The sequence below is a fragment of the Burkholderia sp. Bp8963 genome, assembly GCF_003854275.1.
Taxonomy (GTDB): domain Bacteria; phylum Pseudomonadota; class Gammaproteobacteria; order Burkholderiales; family Burkholderiaceae; genus Burkholderia.
In genome coordinates this window covers 10,481-29,740 of the sequence record NZ_QTQP01000003.1, presented here as the reverse complement: position 1 = coordinate 29,740, position 19,260 = coordinate 10,481, and the positions used below count along the sequence as shown (strand labels likewise).

Annotated in this window: 10 protein-coding genes, 2 tRNA genes and 1 pseudogene; 6 read left to right on the top strand and 7 right to left on the bottom strand. The window is 63.6% G+C overall.

Translation table 11 applies throughout. The annotated features are described in order from the left end of the window. Positions 1 to 141: 141 nt before the first annotated feature. Both DID96_RS03445 and DID96_RS03440 read left to right on the top strand, forming a co-directional pair. The gene (locus DID96_RS03445; protein WP_124597861.1) at positions 142 to 645 is read left to right on the top strand and encodes a helix-turn-helix domain-containing protein; all 504 of its coding nucleotides are present in this window, start codon (positions 142 to 144) and stop codon (positions 643 to 645) included. Between the two features lie 4 nt (positions 646 to 649). Further along, a pseudogene (locus tag DID96_RS03440) lies at positions 650 to 1,282 on the top strand (AMP-binding protein); the annotation flags it as partial. A 104-nt stretch (positions 1,283 to 1,386) separates the two neighbouring features. Here the strand turns inward: DID96_RS03440 and rlmB are convergent. Both rlmB and rnr read right to left on the bottom strand, forming a co-directional pair. Continuing rightward, positions 1,387 to 2,130, bottom strand: coding sequence for a 23S rRNA (guanosine(2251)-2'-O)-methyltransferase RlmB (rlmB, locus tag DID96_RS03435; RefSeq protein WP_010098287.1), 744 nt, complete (start codon positions 2,128 to 2,130; stop codon positions 1,387 to 1,389). Between the two features lie 151 nt (positions 2,131 to 2,281). Continuing rightward, positions 2,282 to 4,738, bottom strand: coding sequence for a ribonuclease R (rnr, locus tag DID96_RS03430; protein WP_124597860.1), 2,457 nt, complete (start codon positions 4,736 to 4,738; stop codon positions 2,282 to 2,284). Positions 4,739 to 4,982: 244 nt separating this feature from the next. Between rnr and DID96_RS03425 the strand changes: the two genes are divergently transcribed. The 4 genes from DID96_RS03425 (at position 4,983) to DID96_RS03410 (ending at position 8,519) form a co-directional block, all read left to right on the top strand. Then, positions 4,983 to 5,069, top strand: a tRNA-Leu gene (locus DID96_RS03425). Between the two features lie 612 nt (positions 5,070 to 5,681). Next, entirely contained in the window at positions 5,682 to 7,064 is a 1,383-nt protein-coding gene (locus tag DID96_RS03420) for an alkaline phosphatase family protein (protein WP_260463792.1), read from the top strand. A 37-nt stretch (positions 7,065 to 7,101) separates the two neighbouring features. Then, positions 7,102 to 8,259 carry an alkaline phosphatase family protein gene (locus DID96_RS03415; protein WP_124597858.1) on the top strand — a complete coding sequence of 386 codons (1,158 nt, stop codon included), beginning with the start codon at positions 7,102 to 7,104 and terminating at the stop codon, positions 8,257 to 8,259. 173 nt (positions 8,260 to 8,432) lie between these two features. Continuing rightward, positions 8,433 to 8,519 (top strand) — tRNA-Leu (locus tag DID96_RS03410). Positions 8,520 to 9,137: 618 nt separating this feature from the next. Here the strand turns inward: DID96_RS03410 and tssM are convergent. The 5 genes from tssM to tssH are packed head-to-tail and all read right to left on the bottom strand — an operon-like array spanning position 9,138 to position 19,202. Then, a complete protein-coding gene (tssM, locus tag DID96_RS03405) occupies positions 9,138 to 12,839 on the bottom strand; it encodes a type VI secretion system membrane subunit TssM (protein WP_124597857.1) in 3,702 nt (1,233 codons plus the stop codon). 45 nt (positions 12,840 to 12,884) lie between these two features. Continuing rightward, positions 12,885 to 14,312 carry a type VI secretion system protein TssA gene (gene tssA / locus DID96_RS03400; protein WP_124597856.1) on the bottom strand — a complete coding sequence of 476 codons (1,428 nt, stop codon included), beginning with the start codon at positions 14,310 to 14,312 and terminating at the stop codon, positions 12,885 to 12,887. Beyond that, positions 14,300 to 15,022, bottom strand: coding sequence for a type VI secretion system-associated protein VasI (gene vasI, locus DID96_RS03395; protein ID WP_221624569.1), 723 nt, complete (start codon positions 15,020 to 15,022; stop codon positions 14,300 to 14,302). The genes tssA and vasI overlap by 13 nt, the downstream gene beginning before the upstream one ends. Beyond that, the gene (locus tag DID96_RS03390; RefSeq protein WP_124597855.1) at positions 15,019 to 16,602 is read right to left on the bottom strand and encodes a sigma 54-interacting transcriptional regulator; all 1,584 of its coding nucleotides are present in this window, start codon (positions 16,600 to 16,602) and stop codon (positions 15,019 to 15,021) included. Before DID96_RS03390 ends, vasI begins: the two co-directional genes overlap by 4 nt. Continuing rightward, positions 16,599 to 19,202: a type VI secretion system ATPase TssH gene (gene tssH / locus DID96_RS03385; protein WP_124597854.1), complete on the bottom strand. Its 2,604-nt coding sequence runs from the start codon at positions 19,200 to 19,202 to the stop codon at positions 16,599 to 16,601. Before tssH ends, DID96_RS03390 begins: the two co-directional genes overlap by 4 nt. Positions 19,203 to 19,260: the final 58 nt, after the last annotated feature.

Genomic DNA, 19,260 nt, shown 5'->3' with positions numbered 1-19,260 from the left:
GGCCGTGCTGCAGGCCGAGTTGCGTCGACATGCACCGCTGCCCTCCGTGGCCTAGCCGGCGCCCGGCCCGCAAAATCCTTGTGTAAAGCAAGTCATCCCGCGACAATCGGCCCCCGTTGCCGGGCGTGGAAGCAATCCGACATGAGCAAACGTTCGTTTTCCGACATCAACTGCCCGATTGCGCAGACGCTGGACCAGGTTGGCGAATGGTGGACGTTCCTGATCCTGCGCAACGCGTTCTGCGGGATGACGCGCTTTCACGAATTCCAGCATCATCTCGGCATCAGCACCAACGTGCTGGCGCAGCGCCTCGACAAGCTGACGGCGAGCGGCGTGTTCGAGCGCCGCGTCGCACCGGACGACGGCCGTTCGTTCGAGTACCGCCTGACGGACAAAGGCCACGCGCTCTATCCGATCCTCGCGGCGATGATCGAGTGGGGCGAGAAATGGGCCGCCCATCCTGACGGCCCGCGGTTGCGTCTCGTCGAGCGCGCGACGCGGCGCCCGATTGCCGGCGTGAGCATCCGCTCGGCCGACGACGAAGCGCTGCAGCCGGCCGACATCGACACGATCTCCGGGCCGGGCGCCGACGAGAAGACCCATGAAATGATGCGCGTGAGAGCCGCGCCACCGAGAGAACCATAATGGCCAATTGCATGATTCGGGCGCCGAAGCGATCGTCGTGCTCGAGAACTTCGCGACGACGCTGCAGCAGGTGATCGAACGAACCTCGGTAAAGCATGTCGTCGTCGCGTCGCTCGGCGACCTGCTCGGCGCGATCCGGGGCACGGTCGTCAATTTCGTCGCACGCCGCGTGAAGAAGCTCGTGCCGGCCTACCGGCTGCCGGGCGCGACGCCGTTCCGCGCGGCCCTTCGCGACGGCACGAAGCACGCGTTTCGTCCCGCCACACTCGATCACCACGACATCGCATTCCTGCAATACACGGGCGGCACGACAGGCATCTCGAAAGGCGCGATGCTCACGCATCGCAACGTGATTGCAAACATTCTGCAGAACGACGCATGGAGCCAGCCGGCGTTGCGCCAGGATCCGCCGATCGATGCGCTCGTGACCGTCTGCGCGCTGCCCCTTTATCACATCCTCGCGCTCAACGCGTGCATGCTGATGGGCGCGCGTTGGGGCGCGATGAACCTGCTGATTCCGAACCCGCGCGACGTGGCCGGATTCGTGAAGACGCTGTCGCTTCATCGCGTAAATTTCTTCCCGGGCGTCAATACGCTGTTCAACGCGCTGCTCAATCAGCCAGTCAATCCGGACGACCAAGACAAAGGGCGGCATCGTTGCCGATGCCGCCCGCTTCCGGATCACGTTCTGGCTCGCGTTCCGTCGCGTCGACCGGCGGCCGACGCGAAGGTATCAGTGCGTCACGCCTTCACGCGCCGCTGCCGCACCGCTTCATACAGGCACACGCCGGACGCGACCGACACGTTCAGGCTTTCGACGCTGCCGGCCATCGGAATGCTCATCACTTCGTCGCAGGTATCGCGCGTGAGCCGGCGCATGCCCTCGCCTTCCGCGCCCATCACGAGCGCCACCGGACCGTCGAGCTTCGTGTCGTAGAGCGTCGCCGACGCTTCGTCCGACGTGCCGATGATCCACACGCCCGCCTCCTTCAGCTCGCGCAGTGCGCGCGCGAGGTTCGTGACCGTGATGTACGGCACCGTGTCGGCCGCGCCGCTCGCGACCTTCGCCGCCGTCGCATTCAGGCCCACCGCGCGGTCGCGCGGTGCGATCACCGCATGCGCGCCGGCCGCATCGGCCACGCGCAGGCACGCGCCGAGGTTGTGCGGATCGGTGACGCCGTCGAGCACCAGCAGCAGCGCCGGGCCCTGGATCCCGTCGAGCAGCTCGGACAGGTTCTGTGCGAGCGGAATGTCCTCGACGCGCGCGACGACGCCCTGGTGGCGCTCGGTGTGCGCAAGCCCCCAGAGACGCGTCTCGTCGGCCGCGATCAGCCGCACGCCCGCTTCCTTCGCGGCGTGCAGGAAATCCTGCATGCGGCGGTCGCGGCGCGTCTGGTCGTACAGCACCTCCGCAACCGTCGACGCATCGTGCCGCAAGCGTGCGGTCACCGCATGAAAACCGTAAAGAACCTTCAGACGTGACATGACTGGAACAACCTTCGATCAAACGGGCGACCGCGCTGGACAGGCGGCCGCCAACCATGGAAACGGAAAGCGCCGCGTTCCTGGCCGATGACCGGCAACGCGGCGTCTCTCGATACGACGGGGCACAGCGCATTCACGCCGCCCCCGATGCTCAGTACTTCTTGCGGGCGCGCGCCTTCTTCGCGGCCGGCTTCGCCGGCGCGCCCTTCTTCTTGGCCGCGACCCGCGCGGCACGTGCTTCCTTCACCTCGGCGCTCGGCGCGCTGGCGGCCTTCTTGCGGCGCACCACCGTCTCGTCGGCCGGCGGCAGCGCGCGCACGCGCGGACCACCGCGCTCGGCGCTCGGCGCGGCCTGCACCGCCGTCGGGCGCGGCGCCTTCACCGGCGTATCGCGCACGAGCCGGAAATCGATCTTGCGCGCATCGAGATCGACGCGACTCACCTGCACGCGCACACGATCCGACAGCCGGTAGCGGATGCCGGTGCGCTCGCCGCGCAGCTCATTCTTGATCTCGTCGTACTGGAAGTAGTCCGAGCCGAGCTCCGTAACGTGCACGAGGCCTTCGATGAACAGCGTGTCGAGCTGCACGAAGATGCCGAACGACGTGACGCCGTTGACCATCCCGCCGTACTCCTCGCCGAGCTTGTCGCGCATGAAGTAGCACTTGAGCCATGCCTCGACGTCGCGCGACGCTTCGTCCGCGCGCCGCTCGTTCGCCGAGCAGTGCAGCCCGAGCTCTTCCCAGATCGCGGTGTTCGACCGCGAGCGGTTGCGCGCTTCGTCGTCGGCCTGTTGCATCGCGCGGGCGCGCGGCGACAGCGCAGTATTCAGCGCAACGCCGTCCGGCGCCTTCGGCACGTACTTCTTGCCGGACAGGATCGCGTAGATCGCGCGGTGCGTGAGCAGGTCCGGGTAGCGGCGAATCGGGCTCGTGAAGTGCGCGTAGGCCTCGTACGCGAGACCGAAGTGGCCGATGTTGTCCGGGCTGTAGACAGCCTGCTGCATCGAGCGCAGCAGCATCGGCTGCAGCATCTGCGCGTCGGGCCGGTCGCGGATGTGCGCCATCAGCGCCGCGTAGTCGCTCGCGTGCGGCGTGTCGCCGCCGCCGAGCGTCAGGCCCATCCCGCGCAGGAAAGTGCGCAGGTTCTCGAGCTTTTCCGCGGTCGGGCCCGCGTGCACGCGGTACAGGCCCGGGTGCTTGTTGCGCTTCAGGAAGTCGGCCGCGCAGACGTTCGCGGCCAGCATGCATTCCTCGATCAGCCGGTGCGCGTCGTTGCGCTGGCGCGGCAGGATCTGCTCGATCTTGCCCTGCGCGTTGCAGACGATGTACGTCTCGGTCGTGTCAAAGTCGATCGCGCCGCGCTTCTGCCGCGCAGCGAATAGCGCCTTGTAGACGCCGTACAGGTTCTGCAGGTGCGGCAGCAGCTCGGCGCGCCGCGCGGCCTCCGGCCCCTTCGTATTCGCGAGCACCGCCGCGACTTCCGTGTACGTGAGGCGCGCGGCCGAATGGATCACGGCCGGGTAGAACTGGTAGGCCTTGATTTCGCCACGCGCGGTGATCACGATGTCGCACGCGAGCACGCAACGGTCGACCTGCGGATTCAGCGAGCACAACCCGTTCGACAGTTTCTCCGGCAGCATCGGGATCACGCGGCGCGGGAAGTAGACCGACGTGCTGCGCTCGACCGCGTCGCCGTCGAGCCCGCTGCCCGGCTGCACGTAGTGCGAAACGTCGGCGATCGCAACGATCAGCCGGAAGCCGTCGCCGCGGCCGACCTTGACTGGCTCGCAATACACCGCATCGTCGAAGTCGCGCGCGTCCTCGCCGTCGATCGTGACGAGCGGCACGTCGCGCAAGTCGACGCGGAACCGCAGGTCGGCCGGTCGCACCTTGTCGGGCAACGCGGCTGCATCGCCAAGCGCCGGCTGGCTGAATTCATGCGGCACGCCGTACTTGCGCACCGCGATCTCGATCTCCATGCCCGGATCGTCGATGTCGCCGAGCACCTCGACCACGCGGCCGAGCGGCTGCGAATGGCGGCTCGGGAAATCGGTCAGCTCGACGACGACGACCTGGCCGACCTTTGCCTTCTTCGCGTTCTGCGTGATCAGGATGTCGTGGCCGATGCGCTTGTCTTCGGGCGCGACGATCAATGCGCCGTTCTCGTTCAGCAGGCGGCCGATCACGCGCTTGTTCGCGCGGTCGGTGACTTCGACGACATGCCCTTCCGGCCGGCCGCGGCGATCGTAGCCGACGATCCGCGCGAGCACGCGGTCGTTGTGCATCACCTTCTGCATTTCGCCGTTCGGCAAGAACAGGTCGTCCTGGCCGTCATCGCGGATCACGAACCCATAGCCATCGCGATGGCCCTGCACGCGCCCGGCGACGAAGTTGGACGGATGGGTCAGCTGGTAATGGCCGCGTTTGTCGAGCCGGATCTGGCCGTCGCGCTCCATCGCGGCGACACGCCGGAAGAACCCCTCACGCTCCTGGCGCTTGATCGACAGAGCCTCGGCGATGTCGTTCGCGGCGAGAGGCGCGTCGCTCGTACGCAGCACGCCGAGAATCTCTTCGCGGCTCGGAATGGGGTACGGATATTTGCTCAAGGGCTTGTCGATGGTTGTTCTCGTTGCGTTGGCTGATGGTGCGCGGCATCAATACAAGCATGCCGATATAGACATGTCCATATTGTTGGCGGCCATTCTATCATCCGGCCGTGTCGACATTGACGAGGACGCGCGAGGTTCGCCGACTGCCCGGCGCGGATCGATGCATCGCAAAAAAGTGTTGACACGAATAAATGGGGCGCTATAATTGCGTTCTTTCGCGATGCAGCAACAAGCGAAACGTGCCCAGGTGGCGGAATTGGTAGACGCACTAGGTTCAGGTCCTAGCGGTGGCAACACCGTGGAGGTTCGAGTCCTCTCCTGGGCACCATCTGTTTTGAAAAGGTCGGCTTTATGCCGGCCTTTTTTCATTTTCGGCCTGGGAAGCGAAGCGCCCGCGCGGTTTGCGTGAGGCCTCGGAATGCTGCACTTGCAGTCACGGCTCGGTCGCGTGCCGGCCACCTTCCTCAGCATCGCAAGAAGCAGGTCGGCGCTCGACATCGCTTCCGCGCTTTCGAACACATCATTCCCGGCGACTAGCCGCCCCGTCGATTTTCCGCAGCGGCCAACCCGACCTCATCCGCACCACGCCGCCAGCAACCCACGACGCAGCAGCCGCCCACTGCTGCCTTCGCGCCTGCCGATGTCAAGCACCCTCGACCGCAATAAATTCGGTCAATCACTCTAACGCGACATTTCGCTTTCATCTGCACCCCAAATCAATTTCAACCTGAAGCCCTGCCCCTTACGAACCCGACGCATCCCCTCACCACTTCACTGCCCAGCCTTACACCGCATCCGGACGTACACGACAATGCGCAAACGGCAGCCGATTCCACCGACGAATGCCCTACATCCGTCCGTCACAAACGCTGCCGATACTCCGGCCCGATCGCGCGCCAACCCCGCTTTCATCGACCCACTGGCCGCCCGGAGATTAAACGTGTCCCGCTTCAACCGCCCATTCAGCCAACATCGCCGACGCCTGCTGCAAGGCGGCGTCGCACTCACTGCCACCGCCACGCTCGGCGCATGCGGCGGAACCAGCGACAGCAGCGGCGTCGCCGGCACCGCAAGCGCCCTCGCCGCGCAAAGCGCCGCACGGCCATCATTGCCAGTACCGTCCGCGACCGGCATCGACCACGTCGTGCTCGTCGTGATGGAAAACCGCTCGTTCGACCATTACCTCGGCTGGGTGCCGGGCGCGAACGGCCGTCAGGCCGGGCTGCAGTTCAAGGATGCGTTCGGCCAGACGCAAAGCACGTTTCCGCTCGCGACGACCCCCGGCTATGGCTACCAGGCATGCAGCAAGGCCGATCCGGACCACAGCTACGACGGCGGACGCATCCAGCTCGACGGCGGCAAGATGGACGGTTGGCTGATGACGCCTGACACCAGCAAGACGCAAGGCGACCTGTTCCCGATCGGCTACTACACGGCGGCCGACCTGCCGTTCTTCGCCGGCTGCGCGCAGAACTGGACGATCTGCGACAGCTACCACTGCGGGATTCTCGCGGAAACCTACCCGAACCGCCTCTATCTGATGTCCGGCGAAACGGACCGCCTCGTCAACGATTCGACGACCTGCCAGTTGCCGACGATCTTCGACCGCTTCAACGCGAAGGGCATTCCGTCGACGTACTACTACAGTGACGTGCCGTTCACCGCACTGTACGGCGCGCGCAACCTCGGCAATTCGCAGCCGTTCGCGGCGTTTCTCGCGGAAGCTGCCACGGGCGCGCTACCGGCGTTCTCGATGATCGATCCGCGATTCGCCGGCGAATCGCAGGGCCTGTCCGGCGACGACCACCCGGTGTCCGACATCCGCAACGGCCAGGCCTTCCTCAACACGGTCTACACCGCAGTCCGCACGAGCCCGGCATGGAGCCGCACACTGCTGATCGTGACCTACGACGAATGGGGCGGCTTCTTCGATCACGTGCCGCCGTTCAAGCGGCCGATCTCGTACGCAGAATCCGAGCTCGGCAACGACGGCCTGCTCGGCTTTCGCGTACCGCTCGTGCTGATCGGACCGCGCGCGAAACGCGGTACGGTCAGCAGCCTCGCATTCGATCCGAGCTCGATCCACCAGTTCCTGATGTGGCGCTTCGGGCTCGACCCGCTCGGTGTGCGCAGCACGGCGAGCGATACGAACAACCTCGCGTACGCACTCGACTTCACGTCGCCGCTCGACACGAGCGGACCGCTGTTCGACGTGCCGCTCGGGCCGTTCGGCGGTGCCTGCACGGGCGCCGTCACGAGCGGCATTCCCGGCATTGACCAGCTCGCGACGCTGGCTACGTCGCTCGGCTTCCCCAAACCGTAACGTCCAGTCGCCCCCGACACGCATCGAGAACCCCATCATGAATCTCCGCAACATCATTGCGAGCGCACTGTTCGCGCTCGCCACGCTGCTGCTCGCAGCCTGCTCCGGCAACGGCCCGGACGCGACCAACACGGCCAGCGCGCTTGCCGGCGACCGCTCGGACGCGCCGAAACTGCCGAAGCACATCTTCGTCATCGCGCTCGAGAACGAGGGCTACGACACGACCTTCGGGCCGACGTCCGCCGCGCCCTACCTCGCCCGCACGCTGCCCGCGCAGGGCGCGCTGCTCACCGAGTACTACGGGATCGGCCACAACAGCCTCGACAATTACATTGCGATGGTGAGCGGCCAGGCGCCGAATCCGCAGACGCAGGCCGACTGCCAGATTTACACGGACTGGCTCGGCAGTACGGCGCTCGACGGCAATGGGCAGGTCGCTGGCCTCGGTTGCGTGCTGCCGCCCAACGTGTTCACGATCGGCAACCAGCTGCAGGCCGCGGGCCTCGTGTGGAAGGGCTACATGGAAGACATGGGCAACGATCCCGCACGCGACGGCGGCACCGTCTGCGCCCATCCGGCGCTGAACGCGCAGGACCCGACTCAGAAGGCGACGGCCGCGGACAGCTATGCGGTGCGCCACGATCCGTTCATGTACTTCCACGCGGTGATCGACGATCCGGCGGGCTGCGGCAGCCACGTCGTCAACCTGTCGCAGCTCGACACGGACCTGCAGAGTGTGTCGACGACGCCGAGCTACGCGTTCATCACGCCGAATCTCTGCCACGACGGGCACGACAACCCGTGCGCGGACGGCAGCGTGGGCGGCCTCGCATCGGTCAACCAGTTCCTGCAGACGTTGATCCCGAAGATCATGAATTCGCCGGCCTACAAGCAGGACGGCCTGATCGTCATCACGTTCGACGAGGCCGGCACCAACGACACCACCGCGTGCTGTGGCGAGACGCCGGGGCCGAATTCGCTGTTGCCGGGCATTCTCGGCCCGGGCGGCGGCCGGACCGGCGCGGTGCTGCTGTCGCCGGCGATCAAGCCCGGCACGGTCAGCAACACGCCGTACAACCACTACGCGATGCTGCGCAGTGTCGAGGATCTGCTTGGTGTGCCGCATCTCGGTTTCGCGAATGCGAGCGGGCTGCAGACGTTCGGCAGCGACGTGTTCAGTGCGACGTCGGATTGAGATGGCGCGCGCCGCAAATGTGGCGGCGCGACGAACGCGGCTTGCCGATCGCTTTGGCGGGTCGGCTGCCTGAGCGCTTTCGCTTGCGACGGTCGGTCGCAAAAAAGCTGTTGACATGCGTTCCGGACACGCTATAATTGCGTTCTTTCGCGATGCAGCAACAAGCGAAACGTGCCCAGGTGGCGGAATTGGTAGACGCACTAGGTTCAGGTCCTAGCGGTGGCAACATCGTGGAGGTTCGAGTCCTCTCCTGGGCACCATCTGTTTTAAAAAGGTCGGCTTTATGCCGGCCTTTTTTCATTTTCGGCCTGGGAAGCGAAGCGCCCGCGCGCTTTGCGTGGGGACTCGAAAGACTGCCTCGCAAGCGTAGCCGGGGTCGCGCTCGTGTGACCGAGTCATCTCCTAGGCACCACTTGTATATCCAGAAACTTCCACGAAGGTCTTCTGAGACCTCGGTGAAGGCCGCCGCTCCAGAGCAATGCAGATAATGTCGCCGGTGTCGCGCGTGGCGCCATCGTTGACAACGATGCGTTGGCCTGTGGCGTTCATGCCGGCCCCTTCACTGAGACAGGCCCCCCGGCACTGTATCCGTCAGCTGGCCTGTCAAGTCCTCTAGCGTGAGTACGAGCGGAGCAACCGTTGTCGGACTTGCCCCGATGTCATCAGCGCATGCAAATGTGTCGGGTGTTTGCTCCATGGTCACGCGTTGGCTCCTTGCCGACCGGCCCGTAACGCTTGGTCAGTCGGCCACAATCAATCTCGTCGGTGGTGATACGCTTGCCAACGGTGTCGTTGCGGTCAATGCGCTGCTGTAGGCAGCGGCCTGCCGGCCTACCGACGCATCACGCCCCGAAAAGTTAAGGAAAACGACATGGCGACTACTTCGCTGCCACAGTTGCGTGCTCGGGCCGCGCCGACAGCAGCGTGCGTGGCAAGACGAACCCCTTGAACAGCGGCTGCATGAAGGGATTGTTGGCTTTCTCCGCAGTGATCCGGTAGCGCATGCCGCCATCGCTGGCAAGAAAACTCAAGTCCACACTGCTTGCGGTGGCGCCATTGAGCCGAGCCTGACTGAGCAAGCGGAACATCGACCACGAACCTCGGAACACGAGACTGCTGCTATTACCGACGCCGTTGATGAGCGTCAGGCGGCTTTCATTGCTCTCGGCCAACGTGTTCGGCCAGATAAGGTTCGTGCTCAGCGTGGGCCCGTGACTGTAAGTGATCAGTTGCCCTTCGATGCTGAGCGAGCTGCTACGCCGAGTGGGCGTCAGCCCCAGCGGCTCGACAACGAACTGCACGCCGAGGGCCCCGCGAGCGTTGAAGAACGCATCGCTGATTCGATCCGCCGCCTCCAGCTGGGTCAACACGTCGGTCTTGATCAGATAGCCACCGCGACGTTCCGAATAGAGCATCTCCAGATTGTCGTCGAGGAACGGCTTCAGATATTGCTCTCGGAACTGCTGCAGTCGCCCTTGGGGGCCGAAGAACGCCGTGAAATCATCCAGCGACGCGTCCTGCATACTGGCGGGATTGAAGGGATAACGCTGTGCCAGGCGCTCGTAGTAGAAGCGATAGATGTCCGCATCCCAGCGGCGCTCCACCTCGCCGAGAGCTTCGATCAGCACCACCTGCGCGGCTTCGTTCGCCAGTTTAGACACTTGATGATTGAGCGGTTCCGGCAGACCGGCGGCCACCCTTTGCAGGTTGCCGAAAGGATCGGGACCCTTCATGGCAAAGCGGTCGAGTACTACGGTCAACGCCGCCTTACTCTGGTTCGGGCTGTCCTGAACGCGCTTGACCGTCTCATAAACAGCCCCGATTGAGAGCATCGTTTCGTCCAGATAGGCCGGCCTATCCCCTTTGGCTAGCAGCAATTGGGTCAGTGGTGCGAAGGCATGAGTGATGTCGGCGATGGATGTCGGAACCGGCTTCTGGGACAGGACTTCCTTCGCTTCTGCCGTTGCGACGCCATCCGCTGTAGACAAGTTCACGGCGCCGCGTTGCTCGCCGCCGAACCCGCTGTTATCCCGTACCGTCTCTACGAGGCGCCGTAGCGGCGCGGCTGGGCTGGTGACAGCACCAAGCACACCGACGGCCTGGTTTAGATCGGCAAAATCGCGCACATCCAGTTGATTGATGCCGCGCTGCCAGGAGTCTATGTAATCTCGGCTGTAGATGGCGCGGATACGGTCGGCCAGCGCCTGCTTGTCGGCTTCCGAGTAATCGATGTTGCTACGCTCCCCGAGCGCCCACTGATCAATCATCGCCAGTTCGGTGACATCCTTGCTGTGCGGTGCGAAGTAGTTCGTATAGCCCTTGGCCGTCAGCAGCGCATCGATACGTGCGCTGGCACCAGCGCGAGCGTTGTCCGCCGCGCTCGCCGCCTCCGGCAGATAGACGATGTCGAAGGCCGGGCCAATCTCGTTGCGCAGATCGAGTGGCGTGCCCAGCGTCTCACCGGCCTGATGACGCATTGTCATATAGACACGTTGTGGCATCGGCACCAGGCGCAGGTCGCGCTGCACAACCGATAGTTGATTCTTGTACTGGGGAAGCCGGGTGTCGGCAAATCGCATGGCGTAGTCGAGATGGCTCATCAATGCTCGCTGAACGCCGTCCTGCCCCGAGAAGGCGGCCTGCCACTGCTTGCCCATCCAGTCTTCAACGATGGGAGGCCGGCGATTGGCACGATCCTCGATCATCCGATACACCCGCAGTGCGGCCAGTTTTGTATCGTCCGGAGTCTCTGGAGCAGTCATCTTCGTCATCAGGCCACCTGCAAGCGCCGGCAAGAAGCGCTGAGACAGCAGCGCGAGATAGGCCTCATCAACCTTGGGACCGATCTTGCGCCCTTGGTACAAGCCGAAATCGGCAAGTACGGGCCACGCGTGGCGGTAGTCTTCGTACACCGCCACGGCGCTACGAATCTGGTCGAGCGGCTGCAGAAGGTTGCGGCCGGTCGGATCGGCCTCCCGGTCGATGGCGTACGTGCTGTAGGCCCGACTGCGCTCCAGCACCATCGCGGCCTTGTCCCGATTGATACCGTAGTAGTGGTACCAAGTGCCAATAGTGACCACGCAACCCAGCGACGCAACGCCGAAGCTGAGCGCCAATGCGCGCCGCTTATTCGCCAGGACTTTGAGATTGTCGCCAGCCAAGCCGGATTCGGGGTAAATCACGCGCTGGAACAACTGCTGGGCAAAGTAGACCGTGGACCGGCCACTGGGGTGCGCCGAGGAGGTCAACTCCCCCACGCCATACGCGTTCGACGCCGAGTTGATGAACGTATTGTTCAGCAAGCCCTGCTGATGAACGGAGGAAAAGTACACGCCACGCGGCAATGCCGGCGTCGCATAGCGATCGCTGGCCATGATATCCGCCAGGAAGCCGAGTAGTACCGGCCGCATGCCGGAAAGCTGACGGGCCAACGAATACAAAGCCTCGCGCTGCCGCAACTCGACCGGCTCGCTGAGCGAATCGAAGATCTGGTCATTGAGTCGGGCGATGAATCCGTCGTAGCGTTCCTCCAGTTCGGCAAGCCAAGCGTCGTAATTCTGCACCGAGTCCAATGTGAAGGTGAAACCGAAAATGTCCTCGCGCATCGAACGCTGCATCCGCGCGAACATGGCTTCGAAACCGTCCATCAGATCGAACTTGCTGAGCACCACATAGAGTGGCGGGCGTGTTCCCAGTTGCTGGCTGAGTTCTATCAGTCGGGTACGCAACAGAATGGCCAGCGCTTTCCGGTCGCTCGGCTGCTGGTTCAGCAGCGTAACTACGTCCACCATAAGCACCACGCCATTGAGGGGGCGACGGCTCCGATTGCGCCCCAACCAGCCGACCAGGCTATCCCAGAGCCGGGTGTGCAGATTCTCAGGAAGCTCGCGCCCGGAGGCCGCGAAAGCGGTGGTTACTTTGCCGGTTTTGGCCGCAATGGCCGGCTCGGTTTGTTCGCCTTCATGCGAAATACCGGCCTCACGCACATGGCTGATCAGCTCACCAGGCGGATCAATCAGCACCGCCTGATCGCCCATCCACCAGTCGATGGCGTACACCAGATCGGGATCGTCTAGCAGCCCGCGGCTGCCCGCCTTAACCTCGCCCGTCAGGGTAAAGCTCTGACTGGAACGATTGACGAAGCTGGTCTTGCCTGATTTCTCCTGGCCCAAGACCAGATACCAAGGCAACTGATAGAGCTTGTTGCGCCCTTCGAGGCTTGTCTGCAAGATCGCCAGACTCCGATCCAGGGCGCGCTCCTGGGCCTGCACATAGACCAAGCAAGGGTCCTCCTGTCGACTGATCTCCTGCGCGCGCTCAGCCTCCAGGCGGCGGTTTCGCGAACGCAGGGACAGTGCCCACACAAGCAGGGGCAGTATCAACAACACGACGGTGGCCAGTATCCTCATCGCAAGGCTGGCCAACGGCTCACGCTCGACGATCGTCCACCGCGGGCCCAGCCACCAAATCGCGACCAACAGGAACACCAAACCGACCAGCAGCAACAGCGGCGTTCCTTGCTTTGCCCACTTCCGCACGGGGTAAGCGTAGCGTTGGAAATTGGACCATACCTTCCACATAGTGATGCTCCTTTCTTGTTTCCTGCGTCCTGACACAGCAGCGTGCTACGGGGTCGTCTGCGTAGCGAGATGGTTAAAGAGTTCCGGCTCCCACCGCTCGAGTGCCGTGGTTTCGAGGATCCGTTGAGCGGCAGCGTAGAGATTCGTGGCCAGCCACGAAAGGCCGCGCGCGTGCAGCAGGTCGGCTGCAATCGTCATGGTGTGGCAGTGCTCGCGCATGGATGAGGGGGGCTGCGATTGCATCTGCTCCAACCGTTGCAAGAAGGCCTCGATTCCGCCTTCCAGGCGTTCCGACAGTTCCTCGCGCAGCGCGGAAAAATCGCTTGCGACCACGCTCAAGCCGCCAGCAGCGTGGTCAGCGCCGCTGACCCACGCCTGCACTTCGCTATCGACGAATGGCCTGCCGTCACTGAACTGCAGGTCCAGCAACATCGGAAGACGCAGCAGAAAGTGTTCTGTGCGATGTCGGATTGCCCCCGCCACGTGCGGCATTTCCAATCGGTCGGCGATCGTGGCAGACAAGAAGCTGCCGCGTATCCAGTACGGTGACGAGGTCACGCTCTTTTCCACGCGCTGCAGCAGGACGGGATTGAGCGCGTTGGAAGATAGCGCTTCCTGATACCCGTCCACGATATCGGCGGGCACGGCCATCAGCTCGGTTCGATGGTCTTTGTGCGCCGTCGGAGCGGAATTCAAGTGCGCCCACAAAGCGAAGCGACGCAGCAGATAGCCAGTGGGATCGTAGGCATCCTGGCGGTTGATGATCTCCGCAATGGCCAGGAGCGAGCGACGACTCTCGCGCTCATTGCTCTGGCTCCCGTGCGCCATGTCGAAGAATTCCTCGCAGATCGCCTCTCGCTCCTGCTTGATGTCAACCGGTGCAGACGCCCGCCCCTGATCGGGGAAACGCGTTTCCTCCACGCGCCGGCTGAACTGCCCTTCCAGCCGCGTCAGCGTCGGCACATCCAGCTTGGCCACGCTGGCATTGGCCTGCAGGCTATCCAGGGCTTGCTGGGCTGCATCCCGCCATTGCTGCGCAAAGCTGGCCGGCTCCAATCCCGCAAGAGCGTCTCCCAGCCGATCCAGCTGCAAAACGACCTGCTTCCTCTTGGCTGGCAGCCCGGTCGGCCCGGGCTTGGGATAGCCACTCTCCCAGAATCGTTCGATCATGCCAGCCAGCAACGCCGCGGCGTCCGCCCACCCACTCCACGTGCGGCTGCGCAGACGCGCCACGATCAGATACCCGGCTATCCGGAAGTGCTTGCTCTGGCTGCAGAGATAATGGCGGGAGGCCTCGTCGACATAGTTCCAGTCGATCGTCGGTGCGTGCAGGCTGCCGAGCTTGATCATTTCGTGTTCGATTGACTGAAAGGTCTCGTCTTCCTCGTCGAAGATGCCCGCCGGCTGTCTGGCATCCAGAGGTATGAGCAGCGTATCGATATCAAGCGGAGTCGGGTTGTTCACCAGTGACATGCCTCGCGTTGCTGTTTCATCAAGGCGTGCAGATCCGTGGCGTCGAAAACCTGGCCGGAGAATGGTGGATAGTTACTCTCCACCTGCAGGCGACTGGCAGCACTTACCAGATAGCGCAGCTGCTCGATGGCGACCAGGCCACGCCCCGCATCCACCACGGTGCCATCTTCCAACACCTGCCATGGCACGGACGAAGAAATGGGCTTACCATCCAATAGCAGACGGATATCCATCCGGTTCGGGCCAACAGGATGGCTCATCAGCAGTTGCAGGCGGGAAATGTTGGACAAGCAACTGATCGCCAGTATTGGCGCCGCCGCGGCGCCACCCATGGCTGGCGCGGAAATTACCACGCGCCAGCGTCCAGGAAGTTCATCTTCGTCGCGCGACAGACGGAATCCGGTTGCTCCGGCTGGGCGTGCGGCCTCGTTGCGGCGCACGAGGTCGACGATCTCCGGTGGCTTCACCAGCGCCTTGCCGCTGTCCGGCGAAAGCGTGTCGACCTGCTCAGGCATCCGGATCGTCTGCGCCGGCGGCGTTCCGGTTGCGGCGTCGAAGCAGGCCAGGCGCTCCACCGCCGAAACGATGCCGGTGCATGCTTTCCCAGTGGCGCCGGATGCGGCAGGTGTGCGGTTGGTGTCGGCCTGCTTGCCGGCATCGCAACCGGTCACGACCACCGCGAGCATCAGTGCCAAGCTGATTGATCTCATGACGTTGAATCCTCCCTGTCCAGATTCCATTTCAGGCATTTGCGGGCCAATGTGCGTTTAGGTATTCCCAGGCTCAAGGCCGCGAGCGTGCGCGAACCGTTCGCGAGTCGCAGGCGCTCGTCGATCAAATGGCTCTCGAACGCCGCCAGGGCTCCAGGCAGATCGTCGGTGTGCCAGAGGTCATGCAGGAGATGCCCAGGTTCCGCAGGCATGTCGCTGCGACCTTGCCCCGGCTGGAGTCCTCGCAGCGCCTCAGGCTTGATCGGCTGGCCAGCCTTCGTGCGTTCGGCAGCGACCAGCACCAGAGTTCGCAGTTCGCGCACATTGCCTGGAAAGGAATGCGCCTGAAACAGCCTCAGCGCGCTCGCGCTGAACCCAGGGATGTGCACTTGACACTCGCGGTTGTATTGCAGCAACGTGTGCTCGGCCAGAACGGCGATATCCTCCGGACGCTCGCGCAACGCGGGGACATGCAAGGTCTGCTGGCGGATGCGAAAGTACAAATCTTCCCTGAACCTTCCTTCGGCGATGCGCTGCGGCAGCGGCTGGTGGGTAGCGCAGATCAGACGGAAATCGGAGCGGCGTTCCTGGTTCGCACCCACCGGGCGGTACTTCTTCTCGTTGAGCACGCGCAGCAGTCGCCCCTGCAACTCCATCGGCATATCGCCGATCTCATCCAGGAATAGCGTGCCGCCGTCGGCCTCTGCTACCAAGCCCTTGCGCGCATGGCCGGCCCCGGTGAAGGCGCCGCGCTCATTGCCGAACAGCTCGGCCTCGATCAGGTCCTTGGGGATCGCCGCACAATTCACTGGCACGAACTTGCCGCCGCGGCTACTTGCCTGATGGATCAGCCAGGCCGCGTGGTCCTTGCCTACCCCTGTCTCTCCGGTGATCAGGATCGCCAGCGCCGAATCCAGCATGCTTAGCATGTCGCTGCGTAACTGGCGTGCGGCAGGGCTGGTTCCAACGAACTCGGCGGCAAGCAACCGCGCGGCGCGTTCGCGCACACGTGCGTTTGTGTGTGCTTGGTCAACCCTGGCATGTCGTGCTTGGATCTCATCGCCAAGATGCTTGTACAGCCTGGCGAACAAACGCTCGTGGATCTGCATCAGCGTCTGCCAGAGGGGGGCATGGTGCATATCACGCAAAGCGCCGAGCTCGCCGAACAAGGCCATCACCGCGAACGCACGGCGATTCGTATCGCGCAGAGGCAGGACCAGCGCACCCTGGTGGAGCGGCAAGCGCTCGCACAACTTCTCAAACGTCGCCCCGACATTCACCAGCGCGTCGATACGCTCTACCGTGCAAGGCTGTCCGCCGACCAGGCCGTAGACCAGCGGATTGTCCAACTCGGTCATCGCCTGATCGGGTAGTCCGGACGCATCGTTCGGAAAACTCGCCACGGGCTGCAGTTGGTCACCCGTACTGTTCAGGCAGTAACAGATTCCCCGACTCAGCCCGCAGGCCTCGACTGCCGTCTGAAGCAGTGGCAACGCCAGGTCCGCCGGGTCCGTCGCCCACGTCAGATCCCGCGCAATGCCAGCGACCGTGAGCGAGTCCAGATGCATGGCGTGGGTCATTCCAGGGCGGCCTCGAAGGCACTGCCGTTCCACGACAGTTCGGCGCGGCGGAACGCCACGCCTTCGGCGAGCCGCTGCAGCACGGACAGCGACAACGGTGGCAACAGCTCGCCATCCAGGCTCGCATCCAGCATTCGTGCACCGTTCTGATGACGCATGCACCGCGCCCTGAGTTCATCACTGGCGCTAAGCGCCACGGTCAGGGCCGCGTCGTAACGCTGGGCGAATTGACGTTGCAGTCGCTGCAGACGACTCTCCACAATCTCGCTAAGCACGGCATCGTCCAGATAGCGATACGGCACCACCTGCATCCGCGCCAGCAGAGCCGGCTTGAAGAACTGCGTGAGGCGATCGCGAAGTGCAGCCTCATCCAGATCGATCAGGCTGGCATCCTGCTGGTCGAAGCCGAGGTTGGAGGTCAGGAAGAACAGCACGTTCTTGCAGTCGATCAAGCGGCCCTCGCCATCGGCCAACTCGCCCTTGTCGAACGCCTGGTAGAAGAGGTTCAGGACGTCGGAGTGGGCCTTCTCGACTTCGTCGAGCAGTACCACCGAGTAGGGCTGCTTGCGAATGGCCTCGGTCAGCACGCCGCCTTCGCCGTAGCCAACGTAGCCGGGTGGAGATCCGAGCAGGCGTGACACCGTATGCTTCTCCTGAAACTCGGACATGTTGATCGTGGTGAGGAACTGCTTGCCACCGAACAACGAGTCGGCCAGGGCCAGCGCGGTTTCCGTCTTGCCCACGCCGCTCGGACCAACCAGCAGGAATGCCCCCATCGGTGTGCCGGGTCGCCGCAAATCGGCCACTGCGGTCAGAAGGTGCTTGTGAATGCGCTCGATTGCGGTGTCCTGCCCCTTGACCCGTTCGCGCAACACCTCCGGCAACGACGTCAGGCGCGCCATCTGGTCGCTGTCGATAGTCGTCGCAGGGATACCGGTCCAATCGGCGATAACCTGTGCGATCTGCTCGCGTCCCACCTCGGCGTGCAGCAGCGCGCCAGCGTGCTGTAACACCGCAAGCTCCGCGATTTTCACGGACAGTTGTTCAGAGGATGGCATGTCCAGAGCCCCGTCGTTTGGTGTCGTTGAAGCGTTCAATGGAGCGCGCAACGTCTGAATCTCGTCGACCAGCGGCTTCTGTACAGACCATGAGGCCAGGAGACACGCGATCTTGTCCTGCACTTCGCGACGGATGCTCGCCAAGGCATCCAGGCGCCGCGTATCTCCGTCACGGCACAAGCCCACTTGCATATCGCGCAGTAGCAGCGCTGACTCGGCATCGATCTGCGACAACTCATGTTCCAGGGCACGCAGCCGGCGTGGAGGCTCGGCAAGCGCCGTCGCCACACGGGCGCAAGCGGTGTCCAAGACATCGATGGCCTTATCGGGCAGTTGCCGGCCCGAGAGGTAGCGCGCCGAAAGCGTTGCCGCAGCACGCAAGGCGTCGTCGCTGATGTAGACGCCATGGGCGCGTTCGTAGGTATCGCGCAACCCACGCAGGATGTGAGTCGCTGTTTCGGGAGACGGCTCGTCGAGCTTGACCAACTGGAAGCGTCGGCTCAGCGCGGCATCTTTCTCGAAGAACTTCTTGTATTCCGACCAGGTAGTCGCGGCGATGGTGCGCAACTCGCCGCGCGCCAGTGCCGGCTTCAGCAGGTTGGCGCCATCGCTGCCGCCAGCCGCGTTGCCGGCACCAATAAGCGTGTGCGCCTCATCGATGAACAGAATGACCGGTGTGGCCGAACCCTTGACCTCGTCGATTACCGCCTTCAAGCGCTTTTCGAACTCGCCCTTGACCGACGCCCCGGCCTGCAAGGCGCCCAGGTCGAGTCCCCACAGGGTGACCGAGCGCAACGACTCAGGAACATGTCCAGCGACGATTCGCAACGCCAGTCCCTCGATCACCGCGCTCTTGCCCACGCCGGGGTCGCCCACCACGATCGGGTTGTTCTTGCGGCGGCGCGAGAGGATGTCGATCATCAGGTCGATCTCGCCATCGCGGCACAGCACCGGATCCAGTTTTCCGGCACGCGCCTGGGCAGTGAAATCATGGCCGTACCGACCAAGCGCCAAGTTGCCCGTATCGGACGTAGGCTGCGGGACGCCGTTGGCGGTGGGTTGCGGCGTTTCGGCGGACTGCGCCAGTAGCGTAGGGAAGTCCTTGCGCCATGCTTCCCGATTCACGCCCTCGAACAGACGGATGGCGGGCATTGGCAGATAACGCCCCGCATTGAGTAGCGCGGCCAGCAGCAGGCTGCCGCCACGGATCGCTTCTTGTCCCCACTCGAGCGAACCGAGCAGCCAGGCCTCCTGGAGCAATTCGACGAGCAGCGGGGAAAACGACGGATATTGGCCGCTAGCCGCTTCCTGGATAGGGAACCCGGTCGACAACGCCTGCCGTACCGCATCGAGCTCCAGCCCCGCCTGGCGAAGCAGCGATCGGACGTCGCCCAGCGGTTGGTCAATCAGCTTGAAAAGCACATGCGGCACCGTTAGTTCGGCGCCGTGTTGGCTGATGCACAGACTGGCGGCCTCCTCCACAGCTTGGCGGGTGACGGAGTTCAAGCGCTCAAACACTGCTGCAAGTTCGATTCGGATCATGAGATGCAGCCCATCAATTGATGCAAGTAAATGGAGTGATCAATGCGATTGGTTGTAC